Below are 25,641 nucleotides of genomic sequence, written 5' to 3'. Positions count from 1 at the left end.
TCCCGCAAGCGGGAGGGGAAACCTGGCGCCAAAAATACTCGGTCATCCCCGCCTTCGCGGGGATGACGATCACTTCGTGAAAGCCTCAGTTTATCAGCGGAGATCGCACGGTCGGTTCGTGCCGCCGAGGTTCATGGGGTAGCGCTCCCCTATCTCCCCCGCTACAGCGCCCGCAGCGGGGGCCAGGCTGAGGGAGTGCATGGACCACCACCGAACCGCTCGTCGCATGCGCGTGATCGCACGCCGGCATGGACCGACTGCTCGGTTCTGGCGCCGTCGTGTTGCCTTCCTCGGCGGCGCGATCGTGATCGGGCTGGTCGCGCTCGCCTTCGCCGAAGCCGCCGACTGGGCCGCACGCCAGTTCATGACGATCGAAAAGAACCAGTGGTGGCTCCCCCTTCTCCTCACCCCCGCCGGCTTCGCGTTATTCGCCTGGGCCACCCGCCGCTTCGCGCCCGACGCCGTCGGATCCGGCATCCCGCAGGTGATGGCCGCCACCCGGGACCCTGATCAAGCCATGCGCAGCCTCACCGCCGCCAGGACGGTGATCCTGAAGCTCGCCCTTACCATCGGCGCGGTGTTGGTCGGCGCCTCGACCGGGCGCGAGGGCCCGACCGTTCAGGTCGCCGCCGCGATCATGGGCTATGCCCACCGCATTGCCCGCGTGCCGATCCGCGCCTCGGTGTTCATCGCCGGTGGGGCAGCGGGCGTGGCGGCGGCGTTCAACACCCCGCTGGCCGGGGTTGCCTTCGCGATCGAGGAACTCGCCGCCGCCTATGAGCAGCGCATGGCCGTGCTCGTGATGGCCGCGGTGCTGATCGCCGGCATGACCAGCCTCGGAATCGCCGGCGACTATGTCTATTTCGGCGCGATGCGCGACACCTTGCCGCTGCGTCAGGCGATCCTGGCCGCGCCGGTGGCCGGGGTCGTCGGGGGGCTGGCCGGCGGCCTCTTCTCCCGGCTGATGCTCGCGGCCGGCGGATCGGACTGGCGCCCCCTGGTCGTGGTGCGTCGCCACAAGCTGGCTTTCGCCGCGGCCTGCGGCCTGGTCGTCGCCATGCTCGGCGTCAGCACGGGCCTGACGTGGGGGACCGGCTATGACGCTGCCCGCACCGCCATCACCACCGGCGCGATCCCCTGGTGGTACAGCCCGGCCAAGTTCGTCACGACGCTTGCCACCGCGATCGCCGGCATCCCCGGGGGCATCTTCGCGCCGTCGCTGTCGGTCGGTGCCGGCGTCGGCGATCTGGTCCGACCGATGTTCCCCACCGCACCCGGCGGAACGATCGTCCTGCTCGGCATGGTCGCCTATTTCACCGGAGTCGTCCGGGCACCGCTGACCGCCGTGATCATCATCGCCGAGACCACCGCCAGCCGCGGCCTGATGCTGCCGTTGCTCGCCGCCGCGCTTATTGCGGACGTTGCAGCGCAGCTCGTCTCAAAGGAACGCCTGTATCACGGCCTGTCGCTGCGCTTCGGTACAACGCAGGTGCAGCATGAATCGACCGAACCGGGGAACGGATCGGGCGCGCGCGCGTAACGAACCTGTGGGAATGCCCGGCTGTTGGCACCCCGATGAGGAGTTGCATGCCCGACCGCGAACCCGTTTCGCTGATGCCGCCGCCGGCGGATCTGCTCGATGCCGCCAGCCTGTTCCTCGATTTCGACGGGACGCTCGTTGAACTCGCCGATCATCCCGATGGTGTGGTGGTCGACAGTCGGCTAACGGACCTGCTCTGCGCGCTGGGGGAAAAGCTCGAAGGGCGGCTTGCTCTGGTGAGCGGACGCCCCGCCGAGGACCTTGCCGCGATGCTCGGCCCGGATGCGCCGTCGGTCGTCGGCAGTCACGGAATGGAGTTTCGCTGGTCGGACGGCCGCCGCGAGCGCGCCGAGCGTCCCGTCGGGCTGGTCGAATCGCTCGCGGCGTTGCGCGCCTTCGCCGAGGCGCGCCCCGGTGTGGTACTGGAAGACAAGCCGCTGGGCGCCGCCGTTCATTATCGGATGAATCCCGAGCATGAAGCCGATGCGATCGCGCTGGGCGAACGGCTGGCTGCGGCGCATGGCCTCTACCTCCAGCACGGCAAGATGATGGTCGAAGTGCGAAGCCCCGGCGGCGACAAGGGCAGCGCGATCCGAACGCTGATGGCCGACCCGCGCTTCGCCCCCGGTCGCCCGGTGTTCCTGGGCGACGATGTGACGGACGAGCCGGGCTTCTCCGCCGTCGCGTTGCTCGGTGGCGCGGGCATTTTGGTCGGCCCCGGTCGTGCGACCGATGCACGATACCGGATCGACGATGTATCCGGCGTGCTCGGCTGGCTGGCAGCTGCGCTGGGAGTTCCGGCATGACCAATCTCGACCTCTGGCCGATCGGCAATTGCCAGGTCAGCGCGCTGATCGATCGCGCCGGGCGCTTCGTCTGGGGCTGTGTGCCGCGCGTCGATGGCGACCCGCTTTTCTCGGCGCTGGTAGGCGGCGAGGAAGCCGAGGGCGGCTATTGGGACATAGCGCTCGAGGGCGTCGTCTCAGTCGAGCAGCACTATCTGCGAAACGCGCCCATTCTTGTCAGCCGACACACCGATGCGGCGGGCAACGCGATCGAAGTCACCGATTTCTGCCCGCGCTTCCAGCGCCTAGGCCGCGTGTACCGGCCGGTCGCCTTCGCCCGCATCGTCAAGCCGGTCGCGGGCAGTCCGCGCATCCGGGTGAAGCTTCGTCCCACCTGCGGCTGGGGCAAAGGCTGCAAGACCCGCATCGGCGGCTCCAACCATCTGCGCTATCTGGTCGAGCCGATGACGCTGCGCCTCACCACCACCGCGCCGGTCGGCATGGTGGAGGAAGAGCGCGTGTTCCGCGTCGAGAAGCCGCTGCACTTCTTCCTCGGCCCTGACGAGAGCTTCAGCGGCGACGTCGCCGAGACCGTCGACGATATGCTGCTCAACAGCATCGCCGAGTGGCAGCATTGGGTCCGCGGCCTCGCCATTCCGCTGGAATGGCAGGACGTGGTGATCCGCTCGGCCATCACCCTGAAACTCTGCCAGCACGAGGAGACCGGCGCGATCGTGGCGGCGCTCACCACCTCGATTCCCGAACATGCCGGCTCGCAGCGCAACTGGGACTATCGCTACTGCTGGATCCGCGACGCCTATTACACGGTGCAGGCGCTCAACCGGCTGGGCGCGCTCGACGTGCTGGAGACCTATCTCGGCTATCTCCGCAACATCGTCGACGATGCCCGTGCCGAGCCGCGCGGCGGCCATATCCAGCCGCTCTACGGCGTGCTGGGCGAAGCGACGCTGGAGGAGCGCGAGGCGCCCGATCTCGCCGGCTATCGCGGCATGGGCCCGGTGCGCGTCGGCAACCAGGCCTATGAGCAGGTCCAGCACGACGCCTATGGCCAGATCGTCCTGTCCAATGTGCAGGCCTTTTTCGACCAGCGGCTGTACCGCATCGCCAGCGTCGAGGATTTCGAATCGCTGGAACGTGTCGGCGAGCGCGCCTGGCAGTATCACGATTCCCCCGATGCCGGCCTGTGGGAGCTGCGCACCCGCCAGAGCGTCCACACCTATTCGGTGGCGATGTGCTGGGCTGCGTGCGACCGGCTCGCCAACGCCGCGCATGTGCTGAACCTCCCCGAGCGTCGCGACTTCTGGCAGCACCGCGCCGACACGATCCGCACGACGATCTTCGACAAGGCCTGGCGCGCGGAGACGGACCGCTTCTCCGCCACCTTCTCGGGCGACGATCTCGACGCCAGCCTGCTCCAGCTGCTGGAGATGCGCTTCCTGGCACCGGACGATCCCCGCTTCGTCTCCACGCTGAAGGCAGTGGAGGCCGGCCTGCGCCGCGGCTCGACGATGCTGCGCTACGATACCGAGGATGATTTTGGCCTGCCCGAAACCGCGTTCAACTTCTGTACGTTTTGGTTGATCGAAGCGCTGCACATCACCGGCCGTACCGAGGAAGCGCGCGCCTTGTTCGAGGAGATGCTGGGCAGGCGCACCGCCGCCGGCCTGCTCTCCGAGGATATCGACCCCGTGACCGGGGAATTGTGGGGCAATTACCCCCAGACCTACTCGCTGGTCGGCATGATCAATTGCGCCGTCCTCCTGAGCAAACCCTGGAGTTCGATCCGTTGAGCCGCCTTATCGTCATCTCGAACCGCGTCACCGCGCCCACCGGATCGAATTCGGGGGCGCAGGGTGGCCTTGCCGTGGCGCTGGCAGCGGCCCTGCGCGAAAATGGCGGCCTCTGGTTCGGCTGGTCCGGCGAGCAGACCGACCAGTTCACCGGCCAGATCAGCATGCAGCGCAGCGAAGGCGTCACCACCGCGACGGTCGACCTCGAAGAGCAGGACATCGACGAATATTATAACGGCTATGCGAACCGGACCTTGTGGCCGCTGTTCCATTACCGGATCGACCTGGCCGAATATGAGCGCGGCTTCGCGGGCGGCTATCAGCGCGTCAACGAGCGCTTCGCCGAGACCGTTCGCCCGCTGATCGAGACCGACGATGTCGTGTGGGTCCAAGACTATCACATGTTCCCGCTTGGCCAAGAGCTGCGCCGCCGCGGCTGCAAGAACCGCATCGGCTTCTTCCTCCACATCCCCTGGCCGCCGCGCCGCCTGCTCTCCAGCCTGCCCAAGGCGCACGAGCTGATCGAGACGCTGTTCGCCTACGACGTGATCGGCTTCCACACCCAGGAGTGGATGGAGTCCTTCATCGACTTCGCCCGCGCCGAGATGGAAGCGGTGGTCCAGCCCGACGGCGTGCTACGCATTGGCCTGAAAAGTGTGAAGCTGGTCGCCTGCCCGATCGGCATCGACGCCAAGGAATTCGCCGCGCTCGCCGAAAGCGACTCCGCCCGCGAGACCTTCGAGCAGATGCGCACCAGTTCGGTCGGCCGTTCGCTGATCGTCGGCGTAGACCGGCTCGATTACTCGAAGGGGCTGGAGGAGCGCTTCCTTGGATACGAGCGCTTCCTCACCACCTATCCGGAGCAGCGCAAGGAAGTATTCCTGCTCCAGATCGCGCCGCCGTCGCGCGCAAGCGTCGAGACCTATCAGCGGATCCGCAACACGCTGGAGGGTCTGTCCGGCAAGATCAACGGCGCGCATGCCGATCTCGACTGGGTGCCGCTGCGCTACGTCAACCAGGGCTATCCGCGCGACATGCTCGCCGGCGTGTACCGCGCCGCCAAGATCGGCTTGGTTACCCCCTTGCGTGATGGGATGAACCTGGTGGCGAAGGAATATGTCGCCGCACAGGATCCAAAGGACCCCGGTGTCCTTATCCTGTCGAAGTTCGCCGGTGCCGCTGCGCAGATGCCGCAGGCGCTGCTGATCAACCCCTACAGCGCCGAGGAGGTATCCGACGCGATCTGCCAGGCGCTCAACATGCCGATCGAGGAGCGGGTCGAACGCTGGCAGGCGCTGAAGGCGGGCGTCGACGCGCAGGACGTGATGTGGTGGCTCAAGAAGTTCACCGAGGAGCTCAGGAACGTGCCGATGGAGACGGAGACCCGGCTTCCGGTCGAGGCGTGAAGTCGAGTAGCCCGCGGGTGCGGACCAGCGCCTCGGGCATCTCGCTTCGGATATAGGCGAGCAAGCCTTCGCGGATGTCGCAGCGCAGATCGAACGCGGTCGAGGCATCCTTGGCCGTCATCAGCCCGCGCACCTCGATCGCCTCGGGCTTGGTGTCGGTCACCTGCAGGTTGCAGAAGCGGCCATCCCAGCGCGGATTGGCCCTTACCAGTTCCTCCAGCTTGGCGCGCAGCCGGGGGATGTCCGCGGCGGGATCGAGGTACCAGAACACGCTGCCGAGCAACTGGCTGGTCTCGCGCGTCCAGTTCTGGAAGGGCTTCTCCAGGAACTGCGACACGGGCACCACCAACCGACGATCGTCCCAGATGCGGATCACGACATAGGTCAGCCGGATGTCTTCGATGCGGCCCCATTCACCTTCCACGATAACCACGTCGTCCAGGCGAATGGGCTCGGAGAAGGCCATCTGTATCCCCGCGATCAGATTCTTGAGCGCAGGCTGGGCAGCCGCGCCGACCGCGAGCGCGGCGAGGCCTGCCGAAGCAATGAGCGTCACGCCGATACTGCGGACGCTCGGGATGCTCATCAGCATCAGGCAGAAAGTGATCACCAAGATGCAGAAGACCGTGACGCGGTAGAGGATCGACGCCCGCGTCCGCCGCCGTCGCGCCCGCAGATTGTCCGCAACGCTGACGTCGGCGCGCACCAGCACCCAGTCGAACAGCAGACCGAGCAGCGCCACCAGTATCCAGCCGATCAGACCCGGCACCAGCAGGCCCGCCGCCTGCATCCAGGCCCGCGTGCCGCCGGGTCCCAGGTCAAGCGCCGGCTGCAGGAACGACAGCGCGATCGCGACCAGCAGCCACCGTCCGGGCCGATACAGACGCCGGATCGCCATGTCGTCCAACTTGGTCTGCGTGCGGGCCGACGCACGACGGGCGACCGCGAATGCCAGCCGGTGAACGAGCAGGGCGAGCAGGACGGCAGCGGTGATCAACGTGAGGCTGGTCACCCAGGCAGGAAGGTCGGCGATGAATCGCGGCATGTTCGCTCCTGACGAAGGTTGCGGGTCGCGCGCTCAACCCTGCCGCGGCCGGACCTGTTCCAATCTGGGATGGTTGGCGGCGGCAGCCGGCCCCTCGCGGCGGCTCGGCTCGACGGGGAATGGTCGCTGAACGGGACAGGGCATATCGGCGGATCAGCGCGTTGCGCTGCATTCCTAGATTCCGCTCGGCGAGTCGCGCGCAGCGCGAATACGTATCGTACCGGTACAGACCGTGACTTCTACGGAATGGCGTTTGCGGACCTGTCGGACCACATTGTTGCAAACAGGTCGCAGCTTCCTTTGAGATCGATGGATGAACGCCACGCGAACGGCCCCTCTTGCCAGCCATTTCCGCCTGCGCGCCGAACAGGAGCGCGATCGGGCGGAGCGTGCGCCGAATGAGCGTCACAAACGGCTGCACCTGGAACTCGCCGCCATCTTCGAGCGCCGCGCCGCCGGCGACCCGATGTAAGCTCCACAAGGAAAAGGCGGCGGACCTTGTCGATCCGCCGCCTTCCCTCTCCTCCTGCAAGGCCGGCCGATCGCCTAGCCGATCGCCCGGCCTTGGGGTTCAATCCAGCACCGTCAGGTCCGATGCGGGGTCCGAATGGAACTCGTGCCAGATGCCGTTGAGCACCGCGGCCGCAACCGCCAGGCAGGTTCCCAGGATCCAAGCGAAATACCACATGGGGTTCACTCCTCAGTAGAAGTCGGGGTTGAGGCGCACCTCTTGCCCCGTCACGCGGCCGAACATCACCTTGTACACCCAGGCGGTGTAGGCGAGCACGATCGGCAGGAAGACCAGCGTGCAGCCCAGCATGATGAACAGCGTGAGGTGGCTCGACGAGGCGTTCCAGGCGGTAAGGCTGGAGGCCGGGTCGATCGCGCTCGGCAGGATGAACGGGAACATCGACAGGCCAACGGTGGCGATGATGCCGACATTGGCGATCGACGAACCGGCGAACACCAGCGTGCCGTTGCGCCCGCGGATCCCGATCAGCGCCAGCACCGGGCCGAGGAAGCCGAGCAGCGGCGCCGCCAGCATCCACGGATAGCTGCCATAGTTGCTGAGCCATGCGCCCGGCGCCTTCACCGTCTGGATCAGGTGCGGGTTGGACGGGCCATTGGGATCGACCACGCCCACCAGACGGTAGCCCATATCGCCGTACGCGACGAACGCGCCGCCGACCGCGAACAGCAGGATCGCAAGGATCGCCGCGACGGTGCCGAAGCGCTGGGCACGCTCGACCACCGCGCCTTCGGCCTTGAGGCTCAGCCAGCCGGCGCCGTGCAGCACCAGCATCGCGACCGAGAGCAGGCCGGCGACGAGGCTGAACGGGGTGAACAGGCCGAGCAGCGTGCCTTCGTAGAAGGAGCGCAGATCGCTATCGAGGCGGAAGGGCGCGCCGAGCAGCACGTTGCCCACCGCGACGCCGAAGACGAGGGCGGGCACGAAGCCGCCAACGAACAGCGCCCAGTCCCAGCGCGAACGCCAGGCGGCGTCGGGACGCTTGGAGCGGTATTTGAAGCCGACCGGACGCAGGATCAGCGCCGACAGCACCAGGAACATCGCGAGGTAGAAGCCCGAGAAGCTGACCGCATAGACGAACGGCCAGGCGGCGAAGATGGCGCCGCCCCCCAGGATGAACCACACCTGGTTGCCTTCCCAGGTCGGGCCGACGGTGTTGATCACCATGCGGCGCTCTTCATCGGTGCGGCCCACGAACGGCAGCAGCGCCGCCGTTCCCAGGTCGAAGCCGTCGGTCAGCGCGAAGCCGATCAGCAGCACCCCCAGCAGCGCCCACCAGATCAGGCGCAGGACTTCATAATCGAGCGGGATGGACATGTTCTTTCTCCTTGCTCGCGCTCATTCCGCGGGAACGGCGTGGAGCGGCCGCGGATCGGGCGTGGTCGGCACCGGATCGTGGCGGGGTTGCCAGGGCTCGTAGGTCTCGGGCCCGTGCTTGATCGCCGCCAGCATCAGCCGGAACTCGATCACCGCCATCAGGCCATAGATCGCCGTGAAGCCGATGATCGTGGTCCACAAAGCGGGCACGGTCAGGCTCGAGGTGGCGAGGAAGGTCGGCAGCACGCCGTCCACCGCCCAGGGCTGGCGCCCCACTTCGGCGACGACCCAGCCGAACTCGATCGCGAGCCAGGGCAGCGGGATTGCCCACATCGCCGTGCGCAGGAACCACTTGCGGTGGAAGCGGCGCGTATTGGCGTAGTAGAGCGCGGCGGCGAAGAAGGCGATGAAGAAGAAGCCGAGACCCGCCATGCCGCGGAACAGCCAGAACACGGCCGGCACGTTGGGAACGGTCGACCAGGCGGCCCGATCTTTCTGCGCGGACGTCGCTTGGCGCGGATCGGCCACCCAGCGCTTGAGCAACAGGGCATAGCCCAGGTCGTTCTTGGCGGCTTCGAACTTCGCGCGTGCGGCGACGTTCTGGCGGTCGGTCTTCAGCGTCTGCAGCGCATCATAGGCGGTGAGGCCGTTCTCGATGCGCAGCCGGGCCTTGCCGACCAGCGGGTAGATGCCTTCCACCTGCCCGGTCAGGCTACGCGTGCCGATCAGGCCGAGCACATAGGGCACCTTGACCTGAAAATAGGTCTCGCGGCCCGAGTTGGAAGGGAAGCCGAAAACGGTGATCCCTGCCGGCGCCGCTTCGGTGTGCCATTCGGCCTCGATCGCGGCGAGCTTCATCTTCTGATTGTCGGTCAGCGCATAGCCGCTCTCGTCGCCGAGCACGACCACCGACAGCGAGGCCGCCAGGCCGAACGCCGCCGCCACCGCGAAGCTGCGCTTGGCGAGTTCCAGGTGCCGCCCGCGCAACAGATAATACGCCGAGACGCCGAGCACGAACACGCTGGCGCAGACATAGCCGGCACTGACCGTGTGGACGAACTTCGCCTGGGCGACGGGGTTGAAGATCACTGCCATGAAGTCGACGACTTCCATCCGCATCGTGTCCGCATTGAACACCGCACCCGCCGGGTGCTGCATCCAGCCATTGGCGACGAGGATCCACAGCGCCGACAGGTTGGTGCCGAGTGCGGTGAGGAAGGTGACCATCAGATGCTGGCGCTTCGACAGGCGATCCCAGCCGAAGAACATCAGTCCGACGAACGTGGCTTCGAGGAAGAAGGCCATCAGCCCCTCGATCGCCAGCGGCGCCCCGAAGATATCACCTACATAATGGGAATAATAGGACCAGTTGGTCCCGAACTCGAATTCCATCGTCAGCCCGGTTGCGACCCCGAGGACGAAGTTGATGCCAAATAGCTTGGCCCAGAAACGGGTGATGTCTCTCCATATCGGGCGATCGGTGACAACATAGACGCTTTCCATGATCACGAGGATGAAGGAAAGGCCCAGCGTCAACGGCACGAACAGGAAGTGGTACATCGCTGTCAGCGCGAATTGCAGGCGCGACAGCTCTACGACTGCCATATCCATAGTTGTGTCCTCAGCAAAGAGCCGGTGTTCGCGGCCTAGGCTTCGGTGGCGCCACCGCCTATGCGGAACATCCCCTATTCCGTTGCAGTGCGGAAATCGCTTGTACATTTTGTCTCATATGCAGCTTCAAAAACAGGCCGGGCTCGCCTGGATCATCGACTTGGGCGGGGCGGCGCTGTTCGCCTGGGGCATTGCCGACGGCGTCACCGCCGCTGCGGACGGGCACGCTGTGCCGGGGGCCGCGTTCGCGGCGATGCTCGGCGGCGGGCTGGTGCGCGCGGGCACCGCCTGGGGCGTGCCGGTACTGGCCGTGCGCGGCGCGCAGGCGACGACCGCACCGCTCCGCCGCAGCCTGGTCGAGCGCGTACTCGGCAACGGCGCGGCACCGTCGAGCGGGCAATCGGCCACGCTGGCGATCGACCATGTCGCGACGATCGAAGGCTATGAGACGCGCTTCGTCCCCGCACGCGTCGCTGCCGCCGCGGCGCCGCTGGTGGCGGTGGCGATCATCGCCTGCGCGAGCCTGGTTGCGGCGGGCATCCTGCTCGGCACGTTGGTGCCCTTCGTCTTCGGCATGATTCTCGCGGGCACCGAAGCGAAACGCGCCTCGGAGCGCCAGCTGGAGGCGCTGGGCGACCTCTCCGACCTGTTCGTCGACCGCATCCGCACCCTGCCGATCCTCCGCCACTTCGCCGCCGAGGAACGGATCGCCCGGCAGGTCCGTGTCGCTACCCGCGACGTAGCGGCGCGGACCGTGGCGGTGCTGCGCATCGCCTTCCTGTCGAGCGCGGTGCTGGAATTCTTCTCGGCGCTCGCGGTGGCGCTGGTCGCGGTCTATTGCGGGTTCAGCCTGCTCGGCCTCCTCCCCTTTCCTGATCCCGAGACGCTGACGCTACGCGAAGCGTTCTTCGCGCTGGCGATGGCGCCGGAATTCTACCTGCCGATGCGGCGGCTGGCAGCGGCATATCACGACAAGCAACTCGGCGAAGCCGCGCGCACGGCGATAGCGGCGGTGCCGGAGCTAGCGCCTGCGACAACCGCACTGGCGGTCTTCGGCGGAGTCGAGGCAACGGACTTGATGATCGCCTGGCCCGGCCGGACCATCGGCCCGGTCGACCTGTCGATCGGCACCACGGGCCTGCTCGCGCTTACCGGCCCCACCGGCAGCGGCAAGACCAGCCTGCTCGCCGCCCTCGCTGGCCAGATCGCGCCGAACCGCGGGACGATCACGCCGCTTGCGCCGCAAGCCATTGCCTGGGCGGCGCAGCATCCGTTGATCCTGCCGGGCACGCTGCGCGACAACCTCGCGCTCGCCGCACCGGATGCTGCCGACGCGGATCTGCGCGCCGTGATCGACCGCGTCGGCCTCGCGCCCATGCTCGCCCGGCGCGGCGCAACGCTCGACCTGCCGCTTGACCATCGCGGCTCCGGCCTCTCGGGCGGGGAACGCCGTCGTCTCGGCCTCGCCCGCGCGTTACTGGCAGATCGCCCGCTGCTGCTCGCCGACGAGCCGACCGCCGACCTTGACGATGCCAGCGCCGAGGCCATTGCGGCGCTGCTCCGCACCGTTGCCGCCGAGCGCGCGGTGATCGTTGCCACCCATGATCCGCGCCTGATCGCGATCGCCGATGCCGAGGTGTCGCTGTGACCCTCTTTCCCCTCGCCTCCCCCGAACGCCGCACGCTGCGCCAGGCGTTGGCCTGCGCAACCATCGCGGGCCTTGCCGCGATCCTGTTGCTCGCACTCTCCGGCTGGTTCCTCACCGGTGCGGCCATTGCAGGCGCAAGCGGCGCGGCAGCCGTCGCTGCGTTCAACTATCTGGTCCCGAGCGCCGCGATCCGTGGCCTCGCCATCCTGCGCACCGCCGGCAGATACGGCGAACGCCTGTTGTCGCACCAGGCCGCGCTTACCACGATGGCCGAGCTGCGCGGCCAGCTTTTCGGCAAGCTCGCCGCACAGGACAGCCGCACCGCGCCCGATCTCGCCGGCGGCGACGCCAGCGCGCGGCTGATCGGCGATATCGAGGCGCTGGAGGATCTGGTCGTCCGTCGCCCCAGCCGCCCGGCCAGCCTGGCCGCCGCCTGCTTCGCCGTCGCGCTGGTCGCGCTTGCTGGATGGAAGGCAGCGCTCGCACTGGCGCTGCTGCTCGCCGCGCTGCCGCCGTTGCTCACCTTCTCCGCCCGGCGGCTGACCAGCGGCCCGGCCGCCGAGGCTGCCGAGGCGCTGGGGGCGCTGCGCACCGCCTTCGTCGACTATGCCGCCGCCCGGCCCGAGATCATTGCCTATGGCCTCGCGCCGCGCGTGGCCGATACGATCGCGACGCTCTCCCGCCCGCTCGCCCGCGCCCGCGCGGCCCTCGCGCGCGGCGACGGGGCCATTGCCGGACTGCTCGCGGGCTATGGCACGGTGGCCGCAGCCCTCGTATTTGCCCTGTCCGAAGGCACCGCCCCGATCCGCGCGCTGGCGCTGCTCGCCGCCGCCGCCGCGGTGGAGGCGATGGCCGCCTTTGCCCGCACCGCGCTGCGCCAGGCGAGCGTCGAGCAGGGCCTTGCCCGTCTTGCCGCGCTTGCCGACCTGCCCGGCGACATCACCCCGGCTGCGTCGACGGACGCCGCCCCGCAGCCGATCACGCTCGGCACCCACCGGCTGGCGCCGGGGAGCCGCGTCGCGATCACCGGTGCCTCGGGCACCGGCAAGACCAGGCTGATCGAGGCAATAGCGGGACTGCGCACGCCCGTTCATCCTCTGGCGCTGAACGACACGCCGCTCGACCAATGCACCGCAGACGCGCTCCGCCGCCAATGCGCGCTGTCGCCCCAGGACGCGGTGCTGATCGCCGGCTCGATCGGCGACAATCTCCGCGTCGCCCGGCCCGGTATCACCGAGGCGGAAATGCGGACGGCGCTCCACACGGCCTGCCTCGATGCCACCATCGCCACCATGCCGGCAGGGCTGGACACCCCCGTGGCGGAGGCGGGCGGAACCCTTTCGGGCGGCGAGCGCAAGCGGCTGTCGCTCGCGCGCGCATTGCTTGCCGAGCGGCCATGGCTGCTGCTCGACGAACCCAGCGAAGGGCTGGATGCCGCAACCGAGGCGATGCTGGTGGCACGGCTCCGGGCGTGGCTCGATGGAACCGGCACCGGCCTGATCCTCGTGTCGCACCGGCACGCGCCGCTCGCGCTTGCCGAACGGCGCGTGGATATCGGCGTACTTTCCTGCCGATGATATATTGAAACATTCCCGATGCTGCAGTACGGCATCGGGAATGCGTTTTTTCCGCATCACGGGTCTCCTCTCCCGGCTGTTGCCGGCGCTGCTGCTGGCGTTCGCGCTCTGCTGGCAGGCGGGGATCGTGCGAGCGCATGTCCATGACGCCGCCGGTTGGAGCGTCCCGCCGCACGCGCATCACGCGCCCGGGCATGGCGGCGATGATCAGGATTGCCCGCTCTGTGCGGACGTGGCGACGGCGAGCGCCTATCTCGCCTCGAGCGGCCCTGCCCTGGCGCTGCCCGCGCCGATGCGCCGCTGGCACCAGCCGACCAGCGCCGACACGGCCGCACATCCACAACGCTCCCACGCCTGGCGCAGCCGCGCGCCGCCTGTACTCCGCACCGCCTGATCAAAGACTTGCGCCGTCGGCCTGCCGACGCGCGCGCCCAGGTTCACGGAGTAACCCCATGCGTACTGCCCTTCTCGCGGGCGCGGCTGTCGTCGCGTTCGCTCCTCATGCCTTTGCCGATGCCGATCCGCAGCAGGCGAACGACAAGAACACCATCATCGTCACCGCGGCCCCCTATGCCGTGTCCAGCGACGAAGTGCCGACCATCGTCACCCATGTCGATCGCGACCAGATCCTGCGCGCCGGCGGCGCCAGCATCAGCGACGCGCTGGCGCAGGAGCCCGGCATCGCCGCCACCACCTTCGCCAACGGCGCCAGCCGCCCGATCATTCGCGGCATGGACGCGACGCGCGTCCGCATCCTCGAGAATGGCGCGAGCAGCTCCGACGTGTCGGACATCGGCCCCGACCATGGCATGCCCGTCGATCCCTTCTCGGCGCAGAGCATCGAGGTCGTCCGTGGCGCCGGCACGCTGCGCTATGGCAGCCAGGCGATCGGTGGCGTGGTCAACGTGATCAACAACCGCGTGCCGACGAAGCTGCCGACCGAAACGCTCGCCGGCGAGGCAGAGGGCAGCTACGGCACCGTCTCGAACGTCGGCGAAGGCGGCGCGCTTGTCGATGCCAAGCTCGGCCAGTTCGCCCTGCATGCCGATGGCTTCTACCGGGATGCCGGCGATTACGACACGCCGCTCGGCACCCAGCAGAACAGCTTCTTCCGCGGGCACGGCGCCTCGGTCGGCGGCTCCTATTTCTTCGGCGGCAACGATGCGAGCCATGTCGGCCTGTCGGTGAGCCAGTATAACTCGAAATACGGCATCCCGAGCGACACCACCTATATCGACATGCGGCAGACCAAGGTGATGTCGAACGACGTGTTTGCGGTGAACGCCGGTCCGCTCAAGTCGATCAACCTGACCGCCAGCTATGCGGACTACACGCATGACGAGAAGGAACCGGACGGCACGATCGACACGACCTTTCGCAACAAGGAATTCGACGGCCACCTCGAATTCCTGCTGAACCCGCTGGGTTCTATCCGCAACTCGGCGATCGGCTTCGAGGTGCAGAACCGCAAATTCTCGGCGATCGGGCAGGACAGCAGCTACCTGTTCCCGACCACCACCCAGAGCGAAGCGGCGTACCTGTTCACCGAGGTGCCGCTGACCGACATCCTGCACGTCCAGGCGAGCGGCCGCGTAGAGCATGTCCGCGAGGAAGGGACGCCCGCGTCGAACCTGTTCACATCGCGCGACTTCACGCCGGTGAGCGGCGCGATCGGCGCGCTGCTGGACGTGGGGAGCCATGTGAAGCTGGGCTTCACCGGATCCAGCACCGGCCGCGCGCCGGCGATCACCGAGCTGTTCGCCCGCGGCGGGCATGACGGTCCCAACACCTTCGAGACGGGCGATCCGAACCTCAAGATCGAGCGCGCCAATTCGATCGAGGCGACCGTGCGGGTGAACCTCGATCGCTTCCACTTCGACGGCAGCGCCTATTCGACCTGGTTCAACAACTACATCTATGGCGACCTGACGGGCCGCACCTGCGACGACGACGGCACCTGCGCGATCGGCGGCGATGGCGACCTGAAGGAGCTCAACTATCGCCAGCAGGGCGCGCATTTCCGTGGTCTCGAAGGCAAGGCGAGCTACGACCTGTTCCACGCGAAGGACAGCACGCTGCAGCTGACGGCGCTGGCCGACTACACCCGCGCGACGCTGGACAATGGCGGCAACGTGCCGCGCATCCCGCCCTATCGCCTCGGCGGCGGGGTCAACTGGCTGAGCCCGATCTGGGATGCCGCGGTGCAGTTCATCCATGCCGGCAAGCAGACCAAGTTCGGCGCCTTCGACACCGAGACGCCGGGCTACAACAACCTCAACGCCCAGATCGCCTGGCGGCCGTTCAAGTCGCAGCCGGGGATCGAGTTCGCGATCATCGGCCAGAATCTGACCGACGAGGTGCAGCGCAACGCCGCCTCGCTGAACAAGGATCTGGTCGTCCAGCCGGGCCGCAACGTGCGGTTCATGGTCAAGGTCGCGACCTTCTGATCGTGAGCGGGTATCGGCAGGTTCAGGCCGGCCGATACCCCTTGCGCCACTTGGTCCAGAGGTGCCGCGCCAGCATCGCCGGCGGCATGCGCAGCAGGTGCGAGCGGACATAGAAGCCCAGCTGCACCGCCTTGCGCGTCGAGCGGCCCCAGTGGTCCCGCGCGGTCAGGCGTCGGAGGAACAGTGGGTCGAGCGCGTCCCAGCCCTGCCATGCCGCCGGCGCCTCGGTGCCGTAGAGACGCACCGACTGCCGCACTGCCCGCGCCATGGCGGCGCCGAGCCCGTGATGCGCGGCACGCTCGGCCAGCCCATTGAAGCCGAATTCGCCGAGCAGGCAGTGAATGTCCCACAGGTTGCGCATGCCCCCTGCCAGATCGCCGTCCGCGAACAGATGCGCGGCGGCGTGGCACAGCATGTCCTGGGGCTTCGGGATACGCAGGCCGTTCTCCAGCGCGACGCTCTCGGCCAGCAGCACCGCGGCGTCGGGGCGTATGCGGGCGGTGAGCGGCAGGATCGTGTGGTGCACGTCGATCATCTTGTCGCGATCGCGGTGGATCAGCGGCGGCAGCTCGTGCATCCAGCGGCGATAATAGGCATCGTCATAGGGGTCGGGCTTGACCCACTCCCACCCCGCCGCCAGCAGCGCCGCCTCGACCGCGCCCATGGCATCGCGCGGCACGAGGATATCGAGATCTCCGATCGTCCGCCCGACCGAGGGCGACAGCCCCGCCGCCGCGAACGCGGTGCCCTTGAGCAGGACCACCGGCACATCGAGATCGGCGAGCGCGCGACGCGCCATCTCGGCTTCCCACAATGCCGCCGTACGCCCCTGCTCGGCCGAGGCAATCGCATCCGCTACCAGCCGCGCCGCCGCCTCGGGCATCGGCAGCCCGGCGATCCGGTGCGCGAGCGTTCCCGCGAGCTGCTCGGCCCGCGCCACCGCCCACAGCGCGTTCCACTCGGCGGCTGCAAGCCCGGCGATCGTCGCGGGGTCGCGCAAGACGCGAGCGAGCAGCAGCGCCGGGTTCATGCCAGCGCCTCCACCATGGCGATGGCGGTCTCGGCATCGGGATAGTCGATCGCACGGGAGGGCACCTTCTGCACCAGCCGGGCCAGCGCCTCGAATCCGCGCTCGGCAAGGTTGACATAGTTGGTGGAGGACTGGGTGAGCCGCACGAACGCCTCGCTCGGCAGCACCGGGCGCTCGGCGGCGTCAAAGCCGAAGCGCGGGAACAGGATCAGGCTGGGTTCGGCAGGCTGGTCCATCGCGGCGATCGCGCGCGCATCGGGTACGACATGCCGGATCGCGCCCTTCGGCGTGCCCTCCAGCAGCGGGCCGAAGCGCGCGCCCGGCAGCGCCTTCGCGACCACATCGATCGCCTCGTTCTTGAGGCTGACCAGCCGGGGAAAAGCGTGTGCCAGCCCGGTGGCGCAATCGATCAGCGCGAACTCGTCGCCCATCAGCCGCCAGCCGCGCGCCATCAGCAGCGCCGCCAGCGTCGACTTGCCCGCCCCCGAAATGCCGGTCATCAGCACCGCGCGCCCGTCCCGCTCGACCATCGAGGCGTGGAGCAGCAGGTAGCGCCGAAGCCCCAGCGCCATCTGCAGGTTCATCCCCATTTCGGCGGCGAGCAGCCCCTGGGCGAGCGGCAGCGGTGCCGCATCGGGGATCACGAAGTCCCCGGCGATGTGCACCGCGGGCCGCAGCACCCGCCGCCACGGCCGCGCGGCGAAAAGGTGGACGTTGAAGTCCGCAATGCCGTCCTGCGGTTCCGGATAGTCGCAGTAGAGGTCATCGAGCGCCGCGACGGGGCCGCGCCAATGGCTGCCGACGCGAAAGCCGATCGGGCCGATACGCAGCAGCTTCAGATGGCGCATGCCCGCTCCACCAGACCCGCAGCCACCAGTTCGTCCAGCCGCACGGCCAGCGCGGCGGGATCGGGATCGGCGAGGTCGAAGCGTTCGACGAGCACCGCGAGCAGCCCCGCCACATTGCGAGGTCGTTCGCGCAGGATGTCGAGGATCTCCGGCACAGGCGCGTCGACGATATGGGTGATGCCCGAGGCGCGGTGATAGATCAGCGTCAGCGCGTCCAGCGGGACGACACGCAGGGTCGCAGGATCGGCGGCGTGATAGAGCACCGCCCCGCCCGTCAGCCGCGCGGCATCTGCAGTGATGCGAAGCAGGTGAAGCCGCTGGTCCCGCGCTGCAGCCGGCGGATGTAATTGGTGTACGCGCGGCTCGCCTGGGGATCGGTGCCGGGAAGCGTGCCGCCGTTGAGCGCGCGCTTCACGTCCTGCGCCTTGAAATTGCGGGCCGGCGCCGGAAAGGCACCCGGCGTGCGCGCCGGCACGACGCGCCCATCCGCCGCGATATAGCTGCCCGCGCGCGCCGGATCGGTCACCGGGATTTCGCACTGCATGATCGATGCGTTGGTCTGCGCCAGCGCCGGCCGGATCGAGACGATCGCGGCGGCGCTCGCCGCGCCCAGCATCAGCGCACGCCGACGCGTCGGCAGGTCTTCGGGTTTGGGATCGTCCATGGCCCCTTCTTCTGCGCCCGCGCCCATTTCGCAATCGTAAATAGAGGCTCGTCTTGGGACGATCGCACGCTAGAAGGCGCGCATGCTGTCGGCTGCCCGCTCCCGCACGATTCTCGCGCTCGGTGTCGCGACGCTTGCGGCGTTGGTCGGGTATCTGGTGACGGGCGATCTGCAGATCGGCCTCTTGATGCTGGTCGGCGCGATCGCAGCGGTCCTGGTGGTCGCGCTGGGTGGAGAGCCCGCCCCGGCGCCCGCTGCTGCGGCACTGGCCGCCGAGCAGGAGCCGGCCTTCGGCGAAGTGATCGAAGCGATCGCCGAACCCGTGCTGGTGATCGCGACCACGCGCGTCATCGCCGCCAACGCCGCCGCGCGCGCGTTGCTGGGCGAGCATATCCTGGGCGAGGACGTACGCCTGGCCATCCGCCACCCGGCTGCCGCCGAACGCCTGCTCGACCCCGGCGAAGACCACAGTGCCGCGCCCATTCATCTGGTCGGCCTGGGCACCCGCGAACAGCGCTGGGAAATGCGGGTCCGCACGCTGGAAACCAGCGAGCGCGTCGTCCACCTTATCGATCGCACCGGCAGCTATACCGCCGACCGGATGCGCGTCGACTTCGTCGCAAATGCCAGCCACGAGTTGCGCACGCCGCTCGCTTCGCTGCTCGGCTATGTCGAAACGCTCGCCGACGGCGCGGGCGAAGAGCCGGAGATCCGCGCGCGGTTCCTCAAGATCATGCACGACGAGGCGCGGCGCATGGACCGGCTGATCAGCGATCTGATCTCGCTGAGCCGCATCGAGGCCGAGAAATATCGCGCGCCGGCCGAGTCGGTGGCGCTGGGCGACCTGATCCCGCAAGTGTGCAACGAGCTGTCCGGCAGCCCGCGCGCCGCCGATCTTGTAACCGAGATTGAGGCGGTGGCGCCGGTGCGCGGCGACCGTACCCAGCTCAGCCAGCTGCTCCACAACCTGATCGGCAACGCGATGAAATATGGTCGGCCCGGCACGCCGGTCACCGTCTCGTTGCGCAGCGAGGGCGGCACCATGGTGCGCTTCGCCGTGACCGATCAGGGCGAAGGCATCCCGGCCGAGCATATCCCGCGGCTCACCGAGCGCTTTTATCGTGTCGATTCGGGACGCAGCCGCTCGCTGGGCGGCACGGGGCTCGGGCTGGCGATCGTGAAGCACGTCGTCGAACGCCACCGCGGCCGGCTGGATATCAGCTCCACGGTCGGGATCGGCACGACGGTTGCCGTGCGACTGCCGATCGAGCCGAGTGTCATAAAGTCGTAACGCGATTGCCGGATGGGCGAAGCGCGGGGCGAAGCGCAGACTCCGCGATCCAAATACCGCCATCCTCGGGGAGCAAGAAGTGACGATGCTGGGTCGTCTAGCGCTGATCGCCTTCGGCACGCTCGCCCTTGCGGGCTGTGATGGCAACGCCACGCGCGAGATCCGCGTGGTCGGCTCCTCCACCGTCTATCCGTTCACCACCGCGGTGGCCGAGGCGTTCGTCAACGCGCGCAGCGGGCGCAAGGCACCCGTGGTGGAATCGATCGGTAGCGGAGCCGGCATTCGCCGATTCTGTGAAGGCGTGGGCGCGCAGTTCCCAGACATCGCCAATGCCTCGCGCCGGATGACGCGCAAGGAATATGATCGCTGCGCCGCCAACCAGGTCGGCGAGGTCCTGGAGATCGTGATCGGGCTGGACGGCGTGGCCCTCGCCGAATCCAACCAGGGGCCCAAGCTCCGGCTGACCAAGCGCGACGTGTATCTGGCGCTGGCCGCCAATCCGCTGGGCAAGCCGAACAACGCCCGCACCTGGCAGGACGTCAACCCTGCCCTTCCCGCGATTCCGATCCTGGTGATGGGGCCGCCATCCACCAGCGGCACGCGCGACGCCTTTGTAGAGTTGATCCTCGCCCCCGGCTGCCTGGAGGCCGATCCCAATGCCCCGCGCCTGAAGGCCGAGGCCGACCCCGCCCAGTACGACATCGAATGCCGCCGCATCCGTGACGACGGCGCTTACGTCGACAAGGGCGAGAACGACAATCTGATCGTGCAGGGGCTGGCGCAGAACCCGAATGCCCTTGGCATCTTCGGCTATTCCTATCTCGAAGAGAATCAGAACCGCCTGCACGGCGTGCCGATCGAGGATGTGGCGCCCACCTATGCGACGATCGCCGACGGCCGCTATCCCGGCGCGCGCCCGCTCTACCTCTATGTGAAGAAGCGGCATCTCAAGGCGGTGCCGGGGCTGAAGGACTTTCTTGCGCTCTACACCACGCTCTGGGCGCCCGGCGGGCCGCTGGTGAAGCGCGGCCTGATCGCGGCGCCCGAGCCGATGCGCGCGGAAATGGCGAAGCGCGTCGCCGATCTCACCCCGCTCGATCCGGCCACGCTACCGTGATGCCGCGTCCCTCCCTTCGTTCCGCTGAGATCCCCTGCCGGTGAATCCGTTCGCGCTTCTGTTCCTGATCCTCGGCCTGGGGCTGATCGGCTGGCTCACTGCGCGGGCACGGGCGATGCGGTTCGATCGTGGGCGCGCCAAGCGACTGCACTCGCTGCCGATCCAGCATGGCTGGTTCGTCGGCATGTGGACCGTGCTGCCGCCATTGCTGTTCCTCGCGGTCTGGTCGGCGATCAGCCCCGGCCTGGTCCGTCAGACGGTACTGCAGAGCCCTGCCGCAGCCGGCCTCTCGGACTTCGGCTTCGAACGCGATTCGGTGCTCGCCCAGGCACGTGCCGTCGCGGAGAACCCCTATGCCGCGGAAGCAGATCCGCTGGCGCAGCAACTGGCGCCGGTGGTGCGCGTGGCGCGGAGCCGCTATGCCTGGATCGGCACCGCGGCCGCCATCCTGCTGGCCTTCGCCGGCGGTGCGTTCGCGCTCAGCCGCATCCGCGCCGGTTTCCGCGCACGCTCCAAAGTCGAACGCACGCTGATGATGGGGCTGCTCGTCGCCTCGCTCATCGCCATCCTGACGACGATCGGCATCTTCGCCTCGCTCTTCTGGGAATCGACGCGCTTCTTCGCGCAGGTGCCGATCACCCAATTCCTGTTCGGCACCCACTGGAGCCCGCAGGTGATCGACGCCAAGGACCCCGGCGCCTCGCTGGGTGCCGTGCCGCTGTTCTGGGGGACTTTCTTCATCGGCGCGGTGATCGCGATGCTGGTCGCGATCCCGTTCGGGCTGATGAGCGCGGTCTATCTCACCCAATATGCCTCGGCGACCACCCGCCGCTGGATGAAGCCTACGCTGGAGATGCTCGCCGGCGTTCCTACGGTGGTCTATGGCTATTTCGCCGCCCTTACGGTTGCGCCGGCCGTGCGCAAGCTGGCGGTGCTGCTCGGCGACCCGTTCGCCTCGTCCGAAAGCGCGCTGGCCGCCGGTCTCGTCATGGGCGTGATGATCATCCCGTTCGTCTCCTCGATGGCCGACGACTCGCTTGCCGCGGTACCGACCGCGATGCGCGACGGCAGCCTGGCGATGGGGGCGACGACCAGCGAGACGATCGCGCGCGTGCTCGTCCCCGCCGCGCTGCCCGGCGTGGTCGCGGGCGTGCTGCTCGCGGTAAGCCGCGCGATCGGCGAGACCATGATCGTGGTGATGGCTGCCTCCGGCGCAGCGACGATTACGCTGAACCCGCTGCAGAGCGCGACCACCGTCACCAAGCAGATCGTCGACCTGCTTACCGGCGAGGCCGAGTTCGACAGCCCCAAGACGCTCGCCGCCTTCGCCCTGGGCCTGACCCTGTTCGTCATCACCCTGCTGCTCAACATCGTCGCGCTGCGCGTCGTGAAGAAGTATCGCGAGGCCTATGAATAAGCCCGCCCCCTTGAGCGAGCGACGCCCGACCGACTGGAAGGGCGCGGCGATGCAGAAGCGGATTCGCCGCCGCTATGCGGCCGAGCGGCGCTTCCGTATGCTGGGCGCGGGCGCCGTGATCCTGTCCGCCGCGTTCCTCGCCTTTTTGCTGCTGACCATGGTGGTGCAGGGCTGGCGCGGCTTCACCGTGACCGAACTGGCGCTGCCGATCGACCTGAAGGCCGCGCAGCTGAAGGTGACCCGCCAGCAGCTGAGCGGCCCTGCGGCCGATCTCGCGCTCGCCAGCGCTGGCATCGAGGATGCGGTAGACAACGCAGCCGTCGCCGCCTTCGGACCGGACGGCTCGACCTATCTCGCGCCGAGCGCCTGGCTGGCAGTGCGCGAGGCGGTAAAGCGCGATCCTTCGCTGCTCGATCGGCGCACGACCGTTTCCGTTCCCGCCGCGACGGCGTTCGACCAGGCGCTGGCAGGTACCGGCGATCCGGCGATGGAAGCAGGCGTCGCCCGGCTGCAGGAACAGGGTGCGATCACACGCAGCTTTAACTGGGCGTTCCTCAGCGAATCCGATTCCACCGACCCGGTGGCGGTGGGCATCTGGGGTGCCCTCAAGGGGTCGCTGCTTACCATGGCGATCACGTTCCTGATCGCCTTCCCAGTGGGCGTGCTCTCGGCCATCTACCTCGAGGAATATGCGCCCAAGAACCGCTGGACGGACCTGATCGAGGTCTCCATCAACAATCTCGCGGCGGTGCCCTCGATCATCTTCGGCCTGCTCGGACTCGCCGTGTTCCTCGGCACATGGCAGATCGGCGGCCATGTCTATGGTCCGATGCTGCCGCGCTCGGCCCCCCTCGTCGGCGGCGTGACACTGGCGCTGATGATCATGCCCGTCATCGTCATCGCAAGCCGCAACGCGATCAAGGGCGTGCCGCCGTCGATCCGCGACGCCGCCCTCGGCATCGGCGCCAGCCCGATCCAGGTGGTGTTTCACCACGTCCTGCCGCTCGCTCTGCCCGGCATCCTCACCGGCACGATCATCGGCATGGCGCGTGCGCTGGGCGAGACGGCGCCGCTGCTGCTGATCGGCATGCGCGCCTTCATCGTCACGGCACCGGGCGGCTTCACCGATCCCTCGACCGTGCTCCCAGTGCAGATCTTCCTCTGGTCCGACGAGGTCAGCCGCGGTTTCGTCGAAAAGACGAGCGCCGCGATCCTGGTGCTGCTCGCGGTGCTGCTCGCGATGAACGGGCTCGCCATCTACCTTCGCAACAAGTTCGAGACCCGCTGGTAATGACCGTCGCATCCTCCGCTCCCCACAAGATGTCGGCCCGCGACGTCAGCGTCTTCTACGGCGACAACCATGCCGTGCGCGGCGTGTCGATCGACATCGACATGGACAAGGTCACCGCGTTCATCGGCCCGTCGGGCTGCGGCAAGTCGACCTTCCTGCGCACCTTCAACCGGATGAACGACACCATCCCGAGTGCGCGGGTTCAGGGCGAGATCACGCTGGACGGCGAGGACATTTACGCCTCGGACATGGACGTCGTGCAGCTGCGCGCCCGCGTCGGCATGGTGTTCCAGAAGCCCAACCCGTTCCCGAAGTCGATCTTCGAGAATGTCGCGTACGGACCCCGCATCCACGGGCTCGCTACATCGAAGAACGACCTGGAGGGCATCGTCGAGCGCTCGCTGAAGCGCGCCGGGCTGTGGGAGGAAGTGAAGGACCGCCTCTCCGACAGCGGCACCGCCCTTTCCGGCGGCCAGCAGCAGCGCCTCTGCATTGCCCGCGCGATCGCGGTCGATCCCGAGGTGATCCTGATGGACGAGCCGGCCAGCGCGCTCGATCCGATCGCCACCGCCAAGATCGAGGAGCTGATCCACGAGCTGCGCGGGCGCTACGCGATCGTGATCGTCACGCACAATATGCAGCAGGCCGCCCGCGTCTCGCAGCGCACCGCCTTCTTCCACCTCGGCCAGCTGGTCGAATATGGCGAGACCGACCACCTCTTCACCGCGCCCCGCGAAGAGCGCACGAAGGACTATATCACCGGAAGGTACGGCTGATGGCATCGGGCCACGAACATACGGTCAAGGCGTTCGATCAGGACATCAGCCAGCTGCGCGCGCTGATCTCGCAGATGGGCGGGCTTGCCGAGCAGGCGATCTACGACGCGATGAAGGCGCTGCAGCGCGGCGACGAGGCGCTGGCCAAGACCGTGCGTAAGAAGGACAAGCAGATCGACGCGATGGAGGCGGAGCTGGAAAAGCTCGTCGTCCGCGTGATTGCGCTGCGCGCGCCGATGGCTGACGACCTGCGCGAGGTGATCGCCGCGATGAAGATCGCCGCGGTGATCGAACGCATCGGCGACTATGCAAAGAACATCGCCAAGCGCGTGCCGATGATCCATGCCGAGGGCGAGGAGCGGATCGAGGCCGTCTCGATCCTGCCCGCGATGGGCCAGCTCGCCGCCGACATGGTGCGCGCGGCGCTCGATGCCTTTTCGGCGCGCGACGCCAAGGCGGCGGCCGAAGTCCATGCCAGCGACAATGCCCTGGACGACTTCTACGATTCGATCTTCCGCACGCTGGTGACCTTCATGGTCGAAAATCCGCGCACGATCAGCCAGGTCGCGCACCTGCTGTTCGTCGCCAAGAATCTGGAGAGGATCGGCGACCACGCAACCAACGTCGCCGAGATGGTCTATTTTGCCGCGACCGGGCAGTATCTCGCCGAAGCGGAAGCCGGCGAAGGCAGCGGGAGCTGAGGGGAATATATGGCACGGGTAAAGATGCTGCTGGTGGAAGACGATGCCGCGATCGCGGAGCTCGTCACCTGGCATTTCAAGCGCGAAGACTATGAAGTGAAGCACACCCCCGATGGCGAGGAAGCGCTGCTCCTCGCCAAGGAGGCGACGCCGGACATCGTGCTGCTCGACTGGATGGTCGAGGGGCTTTCCGGCATCGAGGTATGCCGCCGCCTGCGCCGCATGCCCGAGACGGCGAACGTGCCGATCATCATGCTGACCGCGCGCGGCGAAGAGGAAGACCGCGTCCGCGGCCTTGAGACCGGCGCCGACGATTATGTCACCAAGCCCTTCTCGCCGCGCGAACTCGTCGCCCGGGTCGGCGCGGTGCTGCGGCGGGTGCGGCCGGCGCTGGCGGGGGAGGCGCTTACCTATTCGGATATCGAAATGGACACGGTAGGCCACAAGGTCCGTCGCGGCGGCGAGGTGATCCAGCTGGGGCCGACCGAGTTTCGCCTGCTCAAGCATTTCCTCGAGCATCCGGGCTGGGTGTTCTCGCGCGAGCGGCTGCTCGACGCGGTATGGGGGCATGACAGCGACATCGAGTCGCGCACGGTGGACGTCCACATCCGCCGCCTGCGCAAGGCGATCAACAAGGGCAACCGGCCGGACATCATCCGCACGGTGCGCTCGGCGGGATACGCGCTTGACGCGGGGAACTGACCTGTACGCACGATGAACCGCGGAACTTTTGCCAAGCTCCGCGGTTCGTCGGAAACTTCCCGCAAGCGCTTCGTTCTGCATACCGGGT

General features: G+C 67.8%; 24 protein-coding genes. 16 read left to right on the top strand and 8 right to left on the bottom strand.

The features are described 5' to 3' along the window. Positions 1 to 199 precede the first annotated feature (199 nt). The 4 genes from OIM94_RS17625 to OIM94_RS17610 are packed head-to-tail and all read left to right on the top strand — an operon-like array spanning position 200 to position 5,542. Entirely contained in the window at positions 200 to 1,540 is a 1,341-nt protein-coding gene (locus tag OIM94_RS17625; protein ID WP_264607959.1) for a chloride channel protein, read from the top strand. Positions 1,541 to 1,587: 47 nt separating this feature from the next. Then, entirely contained in the window at positions 1,588 to 2,346 is a 759-nt protein-coding gene (gene otsB, locus OIM94_RS17620) for a trehalose-phosphatase (RefSeq protein WP_264607958.1), read from the top strand. Beyond that, positions 2,343 to 4,136 (top strand): glycoside hydrolase family 15 protein, encoded by a 1,794-nt coding sequence (locus tag OIM94_RS17615; RefSeq protein WP_264607957.1) that lies wholly within the window; start codon positions 2,343 to 2,345, stop codon positions 4,134 to 4,136. The genes otsB and OIM94_RS17615 overlap by 4 nt, the downstream gene beginning before the upstream one ends. Then, positions 4,133 to 5,542, top strand: a complete 1,410-nt coding sequence (locus OIM94_RS17610; RefSeq protein ID WP_264607956.1) for an alpha,alpha-trehalose-phosphate synthase (UDP-forming) — start codon at positions 4,133 to 4,135, stop codon at positions 5,540 to 5,542. Before OIM94_RS17615 ends, OIM94_RS17610 begins: the two co-directional genes overlap by 4 nt. Here OIM94_RS17610 and OIM94_RS17605 read toward each other — a convergent pair. After that, positions 5,493 to 6,587, bottom strand: coding sequence for a mechanosensitive ion channel family protein (locus OIM94_RS17605; protein WP_264607955.1), 1,095 nt, complete (start codon positions 6,585 to 6,587; stop codon positions 5,493 to 5,495). The genes OIM94_RS17610 and OIM94_RS17605 overlap by 50 nt on opposite strands. A gap of 313 nt (positions 6,588 to 6,900) precedes the next feature. Between OIM94_RS17605 and OIM94_RS17600 the strand changes: the two genes are divergently transcribed. Further along, positions 6,901 to 7,059 carry a hypothetical protein gene (locus OIM94_RS17600; protein WP_264607954.1) on the top strand — a complete coding sequence of 53 codons (159 nt, stop codon included), beginning with the start codon at positions 6,901 to 6,903 and terminating at the stop codon, positions 7,057 to 7,059. 99 nt (positions 7,060 to 7,158) lie between these two features. Here OIM94_RS17600 and cydX read toward each other — a convergent pair whose 3' ends face one another. From cydX to OIM94_RS17585, 3 genes are read right to left on the bottom strand one after another with little or no spacing between them, the layout of a single operon-like run. Then, the gene (cydX, locus tag OIM94_RS17595; RefSeq protein ID WP_264607953.1) at positions 7,159 to 7,275 is read right to left on the bottom strand and encodes a cytochrome bd-I oxidase subunit CydX; all 117 of its coding nucleotides are present in this window, start codon (positions 7,273 to 7,275) and stop codon (positions 7,159 to 7,161) included. A 12-nt stretch (positions 7,276 to 7,287) separates the two neighbouring features. Further along, complete coding sequence (cydB, locus tag OIM94_RS17590) at positions 7,288 to 8,433, bottom strand: cytochrome d ubiquinol oxidase subunit II (protein ID WP_264607952.1); 1,146 nt, start codon at positions 8,431 to 8,433, stop codon at positions 7,288 to 7,290. A gap of 21 nt (positions 8,434 to 8,454) precedes the next feature. Continuing rightward, positions 8,455 to 10,044 carry a cytochrome ubiquinol oxidase subunit I gene (locus tag OIM94_RS17585; protein ID WP_264607951.1) on the bottom strand — a complete coding sequence of 530 codons (1,590 nt, stop codon included), beginning with the start codon at positions 10,042 to 10,044 and terminating at the stop codon, positions 8,455 to 8,457. A gap of 118 nt (positions 10,045 to 10,162) precedes the next feature. On the opposite strand from OIM94_RS17585, the gene OIM94_RS17580 reads away from it, so the two are divergent. The 4 genes from OIM94_RS17580 to OIM94_RS17565 are packed head-to-tail and all read left to right on the top strand — an operon-like array spanning position 10,163 to position 15,716. Then, positions 10,163 to 11,692, top strand: a complete 1,530-nt coding sequence (locus OIM94_RS17580; protein WP_264607950.1) for an ABC transporter ATP-binding protein/permease — start codon at positions 10,163 to 10,165, stop codon at positions 11,690 to 11,692. Next, positions 11,689 to 13,269: an ATP-binding cassette domain-containing protein gene (locus OIM94_RS17575; protein ID WP_264607949.1), complete on the top strand. Its 1,581-nt coding sequence runs from the start codon at positions 11,689 to 11,691 to the stop codon at positions 13,267 to 13,269. Before OIM94_RS17580 ends, OIM94_RS17575 begins: the two co-directional genes overlap by 4 nt. 40 nt (positions 13,270 to 13,309) lie before the next feature. Next, the gene (locus OIM94_RS17570) at positions 13,310 to 13,663 is read left to right on the top strand and encodes a hypothetical protein (RefSeq protein ID WP_264607948.1); all 354 of its coding nucleotides are present in this window, start codon (positions 13,310 to 13,312) and stop codon (positions 13,661 to 13,663) included. Between the two features lie 58 nt (positions 13,664 to 13,721). Further along, entirely contained in the window at positions 13,722 to 15,716 is a 1,995-nt protein-coding gene (locus OIM94_RS17565) for a TonB-dependent receptor (RefSeq protein ID WP_264607947.1), read from the top strand. Positions 15,717 to 15,738: 22 nt separating this feature from the next. Here the strand turns inward: OIM94_RS17565 and OIM94_RS17560 are convergent, their stop codons facing one another. From OIM94_RS17560 to OIM94_RS17545, 4 genes are read right to left on the bottom strand one after another with little or no spacing between them, the layout of a single operon-like run. Next, the gene (locus tag OIM94_RS17560; RefSeq protein ID WP_264607946.1) at positions 15,739 to 16,746 is read right to left on the bottom strand and encodes a nucleotidyltransferase family protein; all 1,008 of its coding nucleotides are present in this window, start codon (positions 16,744 to 16,746) and stop codon (positions 15,739 to 15,741) included. Continuing rightward, a complete protein-coding gene (locus OIM94_RS17555) occupies positions 16,743 to 17,594 on the bottom strand; it encodes an HprK-related kinase A (RefSeq protein WP_264607945.1) in 852 nt (283 codons plus the stop codon). The genes OIM94_RS17560 and OIM94_RS17555 overlap by 4 nt, the downstream gene beginning before the upstream one ends. Beyond that, positions 17,582 to 17,857, bottom strand: a complete 276-nt coding sequence (locus OIM94_RS17550) for an HPr-rel-A system PqqD family peptide chaperone (protein WP_264607944.1) — start codon at positions 17,855 to 17,857, stop codon at positions 17,582 to 17,584. Before OIM94_RS17550 ends, OIM94_RS17555 begins: the two co-directional genes overlap by 13 nt. Positions 17,858 to 17,868: 11 nt before the next feature. Beyond that, positions 17,869 to 18,258 carry a hypothetical protein gene (locus tag OIM94_RS17545; protein WP_264607943.1) on the bottom strand — a complete coding sequence of 130 codons (390 nt, stop codon included), beginning with the start codon at positions 18,256 to 18,258 and terminating at the stop codon, positions 17,869 to 17,871. An 82-nt stretch (positions 18,259 to 18,340) separates the two neighbouring features. Between OIM94_RS17545 and OIM94_RS17540 the strand changes: the two genes are divergently transcribed. The 7 genes from OIM94_RS17540 to phoB all read left to right on the top strand — a co-directional run bounded on the left by OIM94_RS17540 (position 18,341) and on the right by phoB (position 25,553). Continuing rightward, positions 18,341 to 19,549: a sensor histidine kinase gene (locus tag OIM94_RS17540; protein ID WP_264607942.1), complete on the top strand. Its 1,209-nt coding sequence runs from the start codon at positions 18,341 to 18,343 to the stop codon at positions 19,547 to 19,549. An 85-nt stretch (positions 19,550 to 19,634) separates the two neighbouring features. Continuing rightward, the gene (locus OIM94_RS17535; protein WP_264607941.1) at positions 19,635 to 20,666 is read left to right on the top strand and encodes a substrate-binding domain-containing protein; all 1,032 of its coding nucleotides are present in this window, start codon (positions 19,635 to 19,637) and stop codon (positions 20,664 to 20,666) included. 40 nt (positions 20,667 to 20,706) lie between these two features. Beyond that, on the top strand, positions 20,707 to 22,083 hold the full coding sequence (gene pstC, locus OIM94_RS17530; protein WP_264607940.1) for a phosphate ABC transporter permease subunit PstC: 1,377 nt from the start codon (positions 20,707 to 20,709) through the stop codon (positions 22,081 to 22,083). Then, entirely contained in the window at positions 22,076 to 23,374 is a 1,299-nt protein-coding gene (gene pstA / locus OIM94_RS17525; RefSeq protein WP_264607939.1) for a phosphate ABC transporter permease PstA, read from the top strand. The genes pstC and pstA overlap by 8 nt, the downstream gene beginning before the upstream one ends. Then, positions 23,374 to 24,150 (top strand): phosphate ABC transporter ATP-binding protein PstB, encoded by a 777-nt coding sequence (gene pstB, locus OIM94_RS17520; RefSeq protein ID WP_264607938.1) that lies wholly within the window; start codon positions 23,374 to 23,376, stop codon positions 24,148 to 24,150. Before pstA ends, pstB begins: the two co-directional genes overlap by 1 nt. Beyond that, the gene (phoU, locus tag OIM94_RS17515) at positions 24,150 to 24,851 is read left to right on the top strand and encodes a phosphate signaling complex protein PhoU (protein ID WP_264607937.1); all 702 of its coding nucleotides are present in this window, start codon (positions 24,150 to 24,152) and stop codon (positions 24,849 to 24,851) included. The genes pstB and phoU overlap by 1 nt, the downstream gene beginning before the upstream one ends. A gap of 9 nt (positions 24,852 to 24,860) precedes the next feature. Next, the gene (gene phoB / locus OIM94_RS17510) at positions 24,861 to 25,553 is read left to right on the top strand and encodes a phosphate regulon transcriptional regulator PhoB (protein ID WP_064314091.1); all 693 of its coding nucleotides are present in this window, start codon (positions 24,861 to 24,863) and stop codon (positions 25,551 to 25,553) included. Positions 25,554 to 25,641: the final 88 nt, after the last annotated feature.

This window comes from Sphingomonas sp. R1, from assembly GCF_025960285.1.
Taxonomy (GTDB): domain Bacteria; phylum Pseudomonadota; class Alphaproteobacteria; order Sphingomonadales; family Sphingomonadaceae; genus Sphingomonas.
The sequence above is the reverse complement of the archived record's forward strand: the minus strand, read 5'-3'. Positions and strand labels throughout refer to the sequence as shown.

What these genes read in the sequence shown, in the direction of transcription:
- OIM94_RS17560 (WP_264607946.1), bottom strand. Translation starts at nt 16,746, where the DNA reads ATGAACCCGGCGCTGCTGCTCGCTCGCGTCTTGCGCGACCCCGCGACG.
- OIM94_RS17605 (WP_264607955.1), bottom strand. Translation starts at nt 6,587, where the DNA reads ATGCCGCGATTCATCGCCGACCTTCCTGCCTGGGTGACCAGCCTCACG.
- cydX (WP_264607953.1), bottom strand. Translation starts at nt 7,275, where the DNA reads ATGTGGTATTTCGCTTGGATCCTGGGAACCTGCCTGGCGGTTGCGGCC.
- OIM94_RS17615 (WP_264607957.1), top strand. Translation starts at nt 2,343, where the DNA reads ATGACCAATCTCGACCTCTGGCCGATCGGCAATTGCCAGGTCAGCGCG.
- OIM94_RS17565 (WP_264607947.1), top strand. Translation starts at nt 13,722, where the DNA reads ATGCGTACTGCCCTTCTCGCGGGCGCGGCTGTCGTCGCGTTCGCTCCT.
- pstB (WP_264607938.1), top strand. Translation starts at nt 23,374, where the DNA reads ATGACCGTCGCATCCTCCGCTCCCCACAAGATGTCGGCCCGCGACGTC.
- phoB (WP_064314091.1), top strand. Translation starts at nt 24,861, where the DNA reads ATGGCACGGGTAAAGATGCTGCTGGTGGAAGACGATGCCGCGATCGCG.
- OIM94_RS17570 (WP_264607948.1), top strand. Translation starts at nt 13,310, where the DNA reads ATGCGTTTTTTCCGCATCACGGGTCTCCTCTCCCGGCTGTTGCCGGCG.
- OIM94_RS17535 (WP_264607941.1), top strand. Translation starts at nt 19,635, where the DNA reads ATGCTGGGTCGTCTAGCGCTGATCGCCTTCGGCACGCTCGCCCTTGCG.
- OIM94_RS17580 (WP_264607950.1), top strand. Translation starts at nt 10,163, where the DNA reads ATGCAGCTTCAAAAACAGGCCGGGCTCGCCTGGATCATCGACTTGGGC.
- OIM94_RS17585 (WP_264607951.1), bottom strand. Translation starts at nt 10,044, where the DNA reads ATGGATATGGCAGTCGTAGAGCTGTCGCGCCTGCAATTCGCGCTGACA.
- OIM94_RS17600 (WP_264607954.1), top strand. Translation starts at nt 6,901, where the DNA reads ATGAACGCCACGCGAACGGCCCCTCTTGCCAGCCATTTCCGCCTGCGC.
- OIM94_RS17545 (WP_264607943.1), bottom strand. Translation starts at nt 18,258, where the DNA reads ATGGACGATCCCAAACCCGAAGACCTGCCGACGCGTCGGCGTGCGCTG.
- OIM94_RS17625 (WP_264607959.1), top strand. Translation starts at nt 200, where the DNA reads ATGGACCACCACCGAACCGCTCGTCGCATGCGCGTGATCGCACGCCGG.
- OIM94_RS17555 (WP_264607945.1), bottom strand. Translation starts at nt 17,594, where the DNA reads ATGCGCCATCTGAAGCTGCTGCGTATCGGCCCGATCGGCTTTCGCGTC.
- OIM94_RS17540 (WP_264607942.1), top strand. Translation starts at nt 18,341, where the DNA reads ATGCTGTCGGCTGCCCGCTCCCGCACGATTCTCGCGCTCGGTGTCGCG.
- pstA (WP_264607939.1), top strand. Translation starts at nt 22,076, where the DNA reads ATGAATAAGCCCGCCCCCTTGAGCGAGCGACGCCCGACCGACTGGAAG.
- phoU (WP_264607937.1), top strand. Translation starts at nt 24,150, where the DNA reads ATGGCATCGGGCCACGAACATACGGTCAAGGCGTTCGATCAGGACATC.
- otsB (WP_264607958.1), top strand. Translation starts at nt 1,588, where the DNA reads ATGCCCGACCGCGAACCCGTTTCGCTGATGCCGCCGCCGGCGGATCTG.
- cydB (WP_264607952.1), bottom strand. Translation starts at nt 8,433, where the DNA reads ATGTCCATCCCGCTCGATTATGAAGTCCTGCGCCTGATCTGGTGGGCG.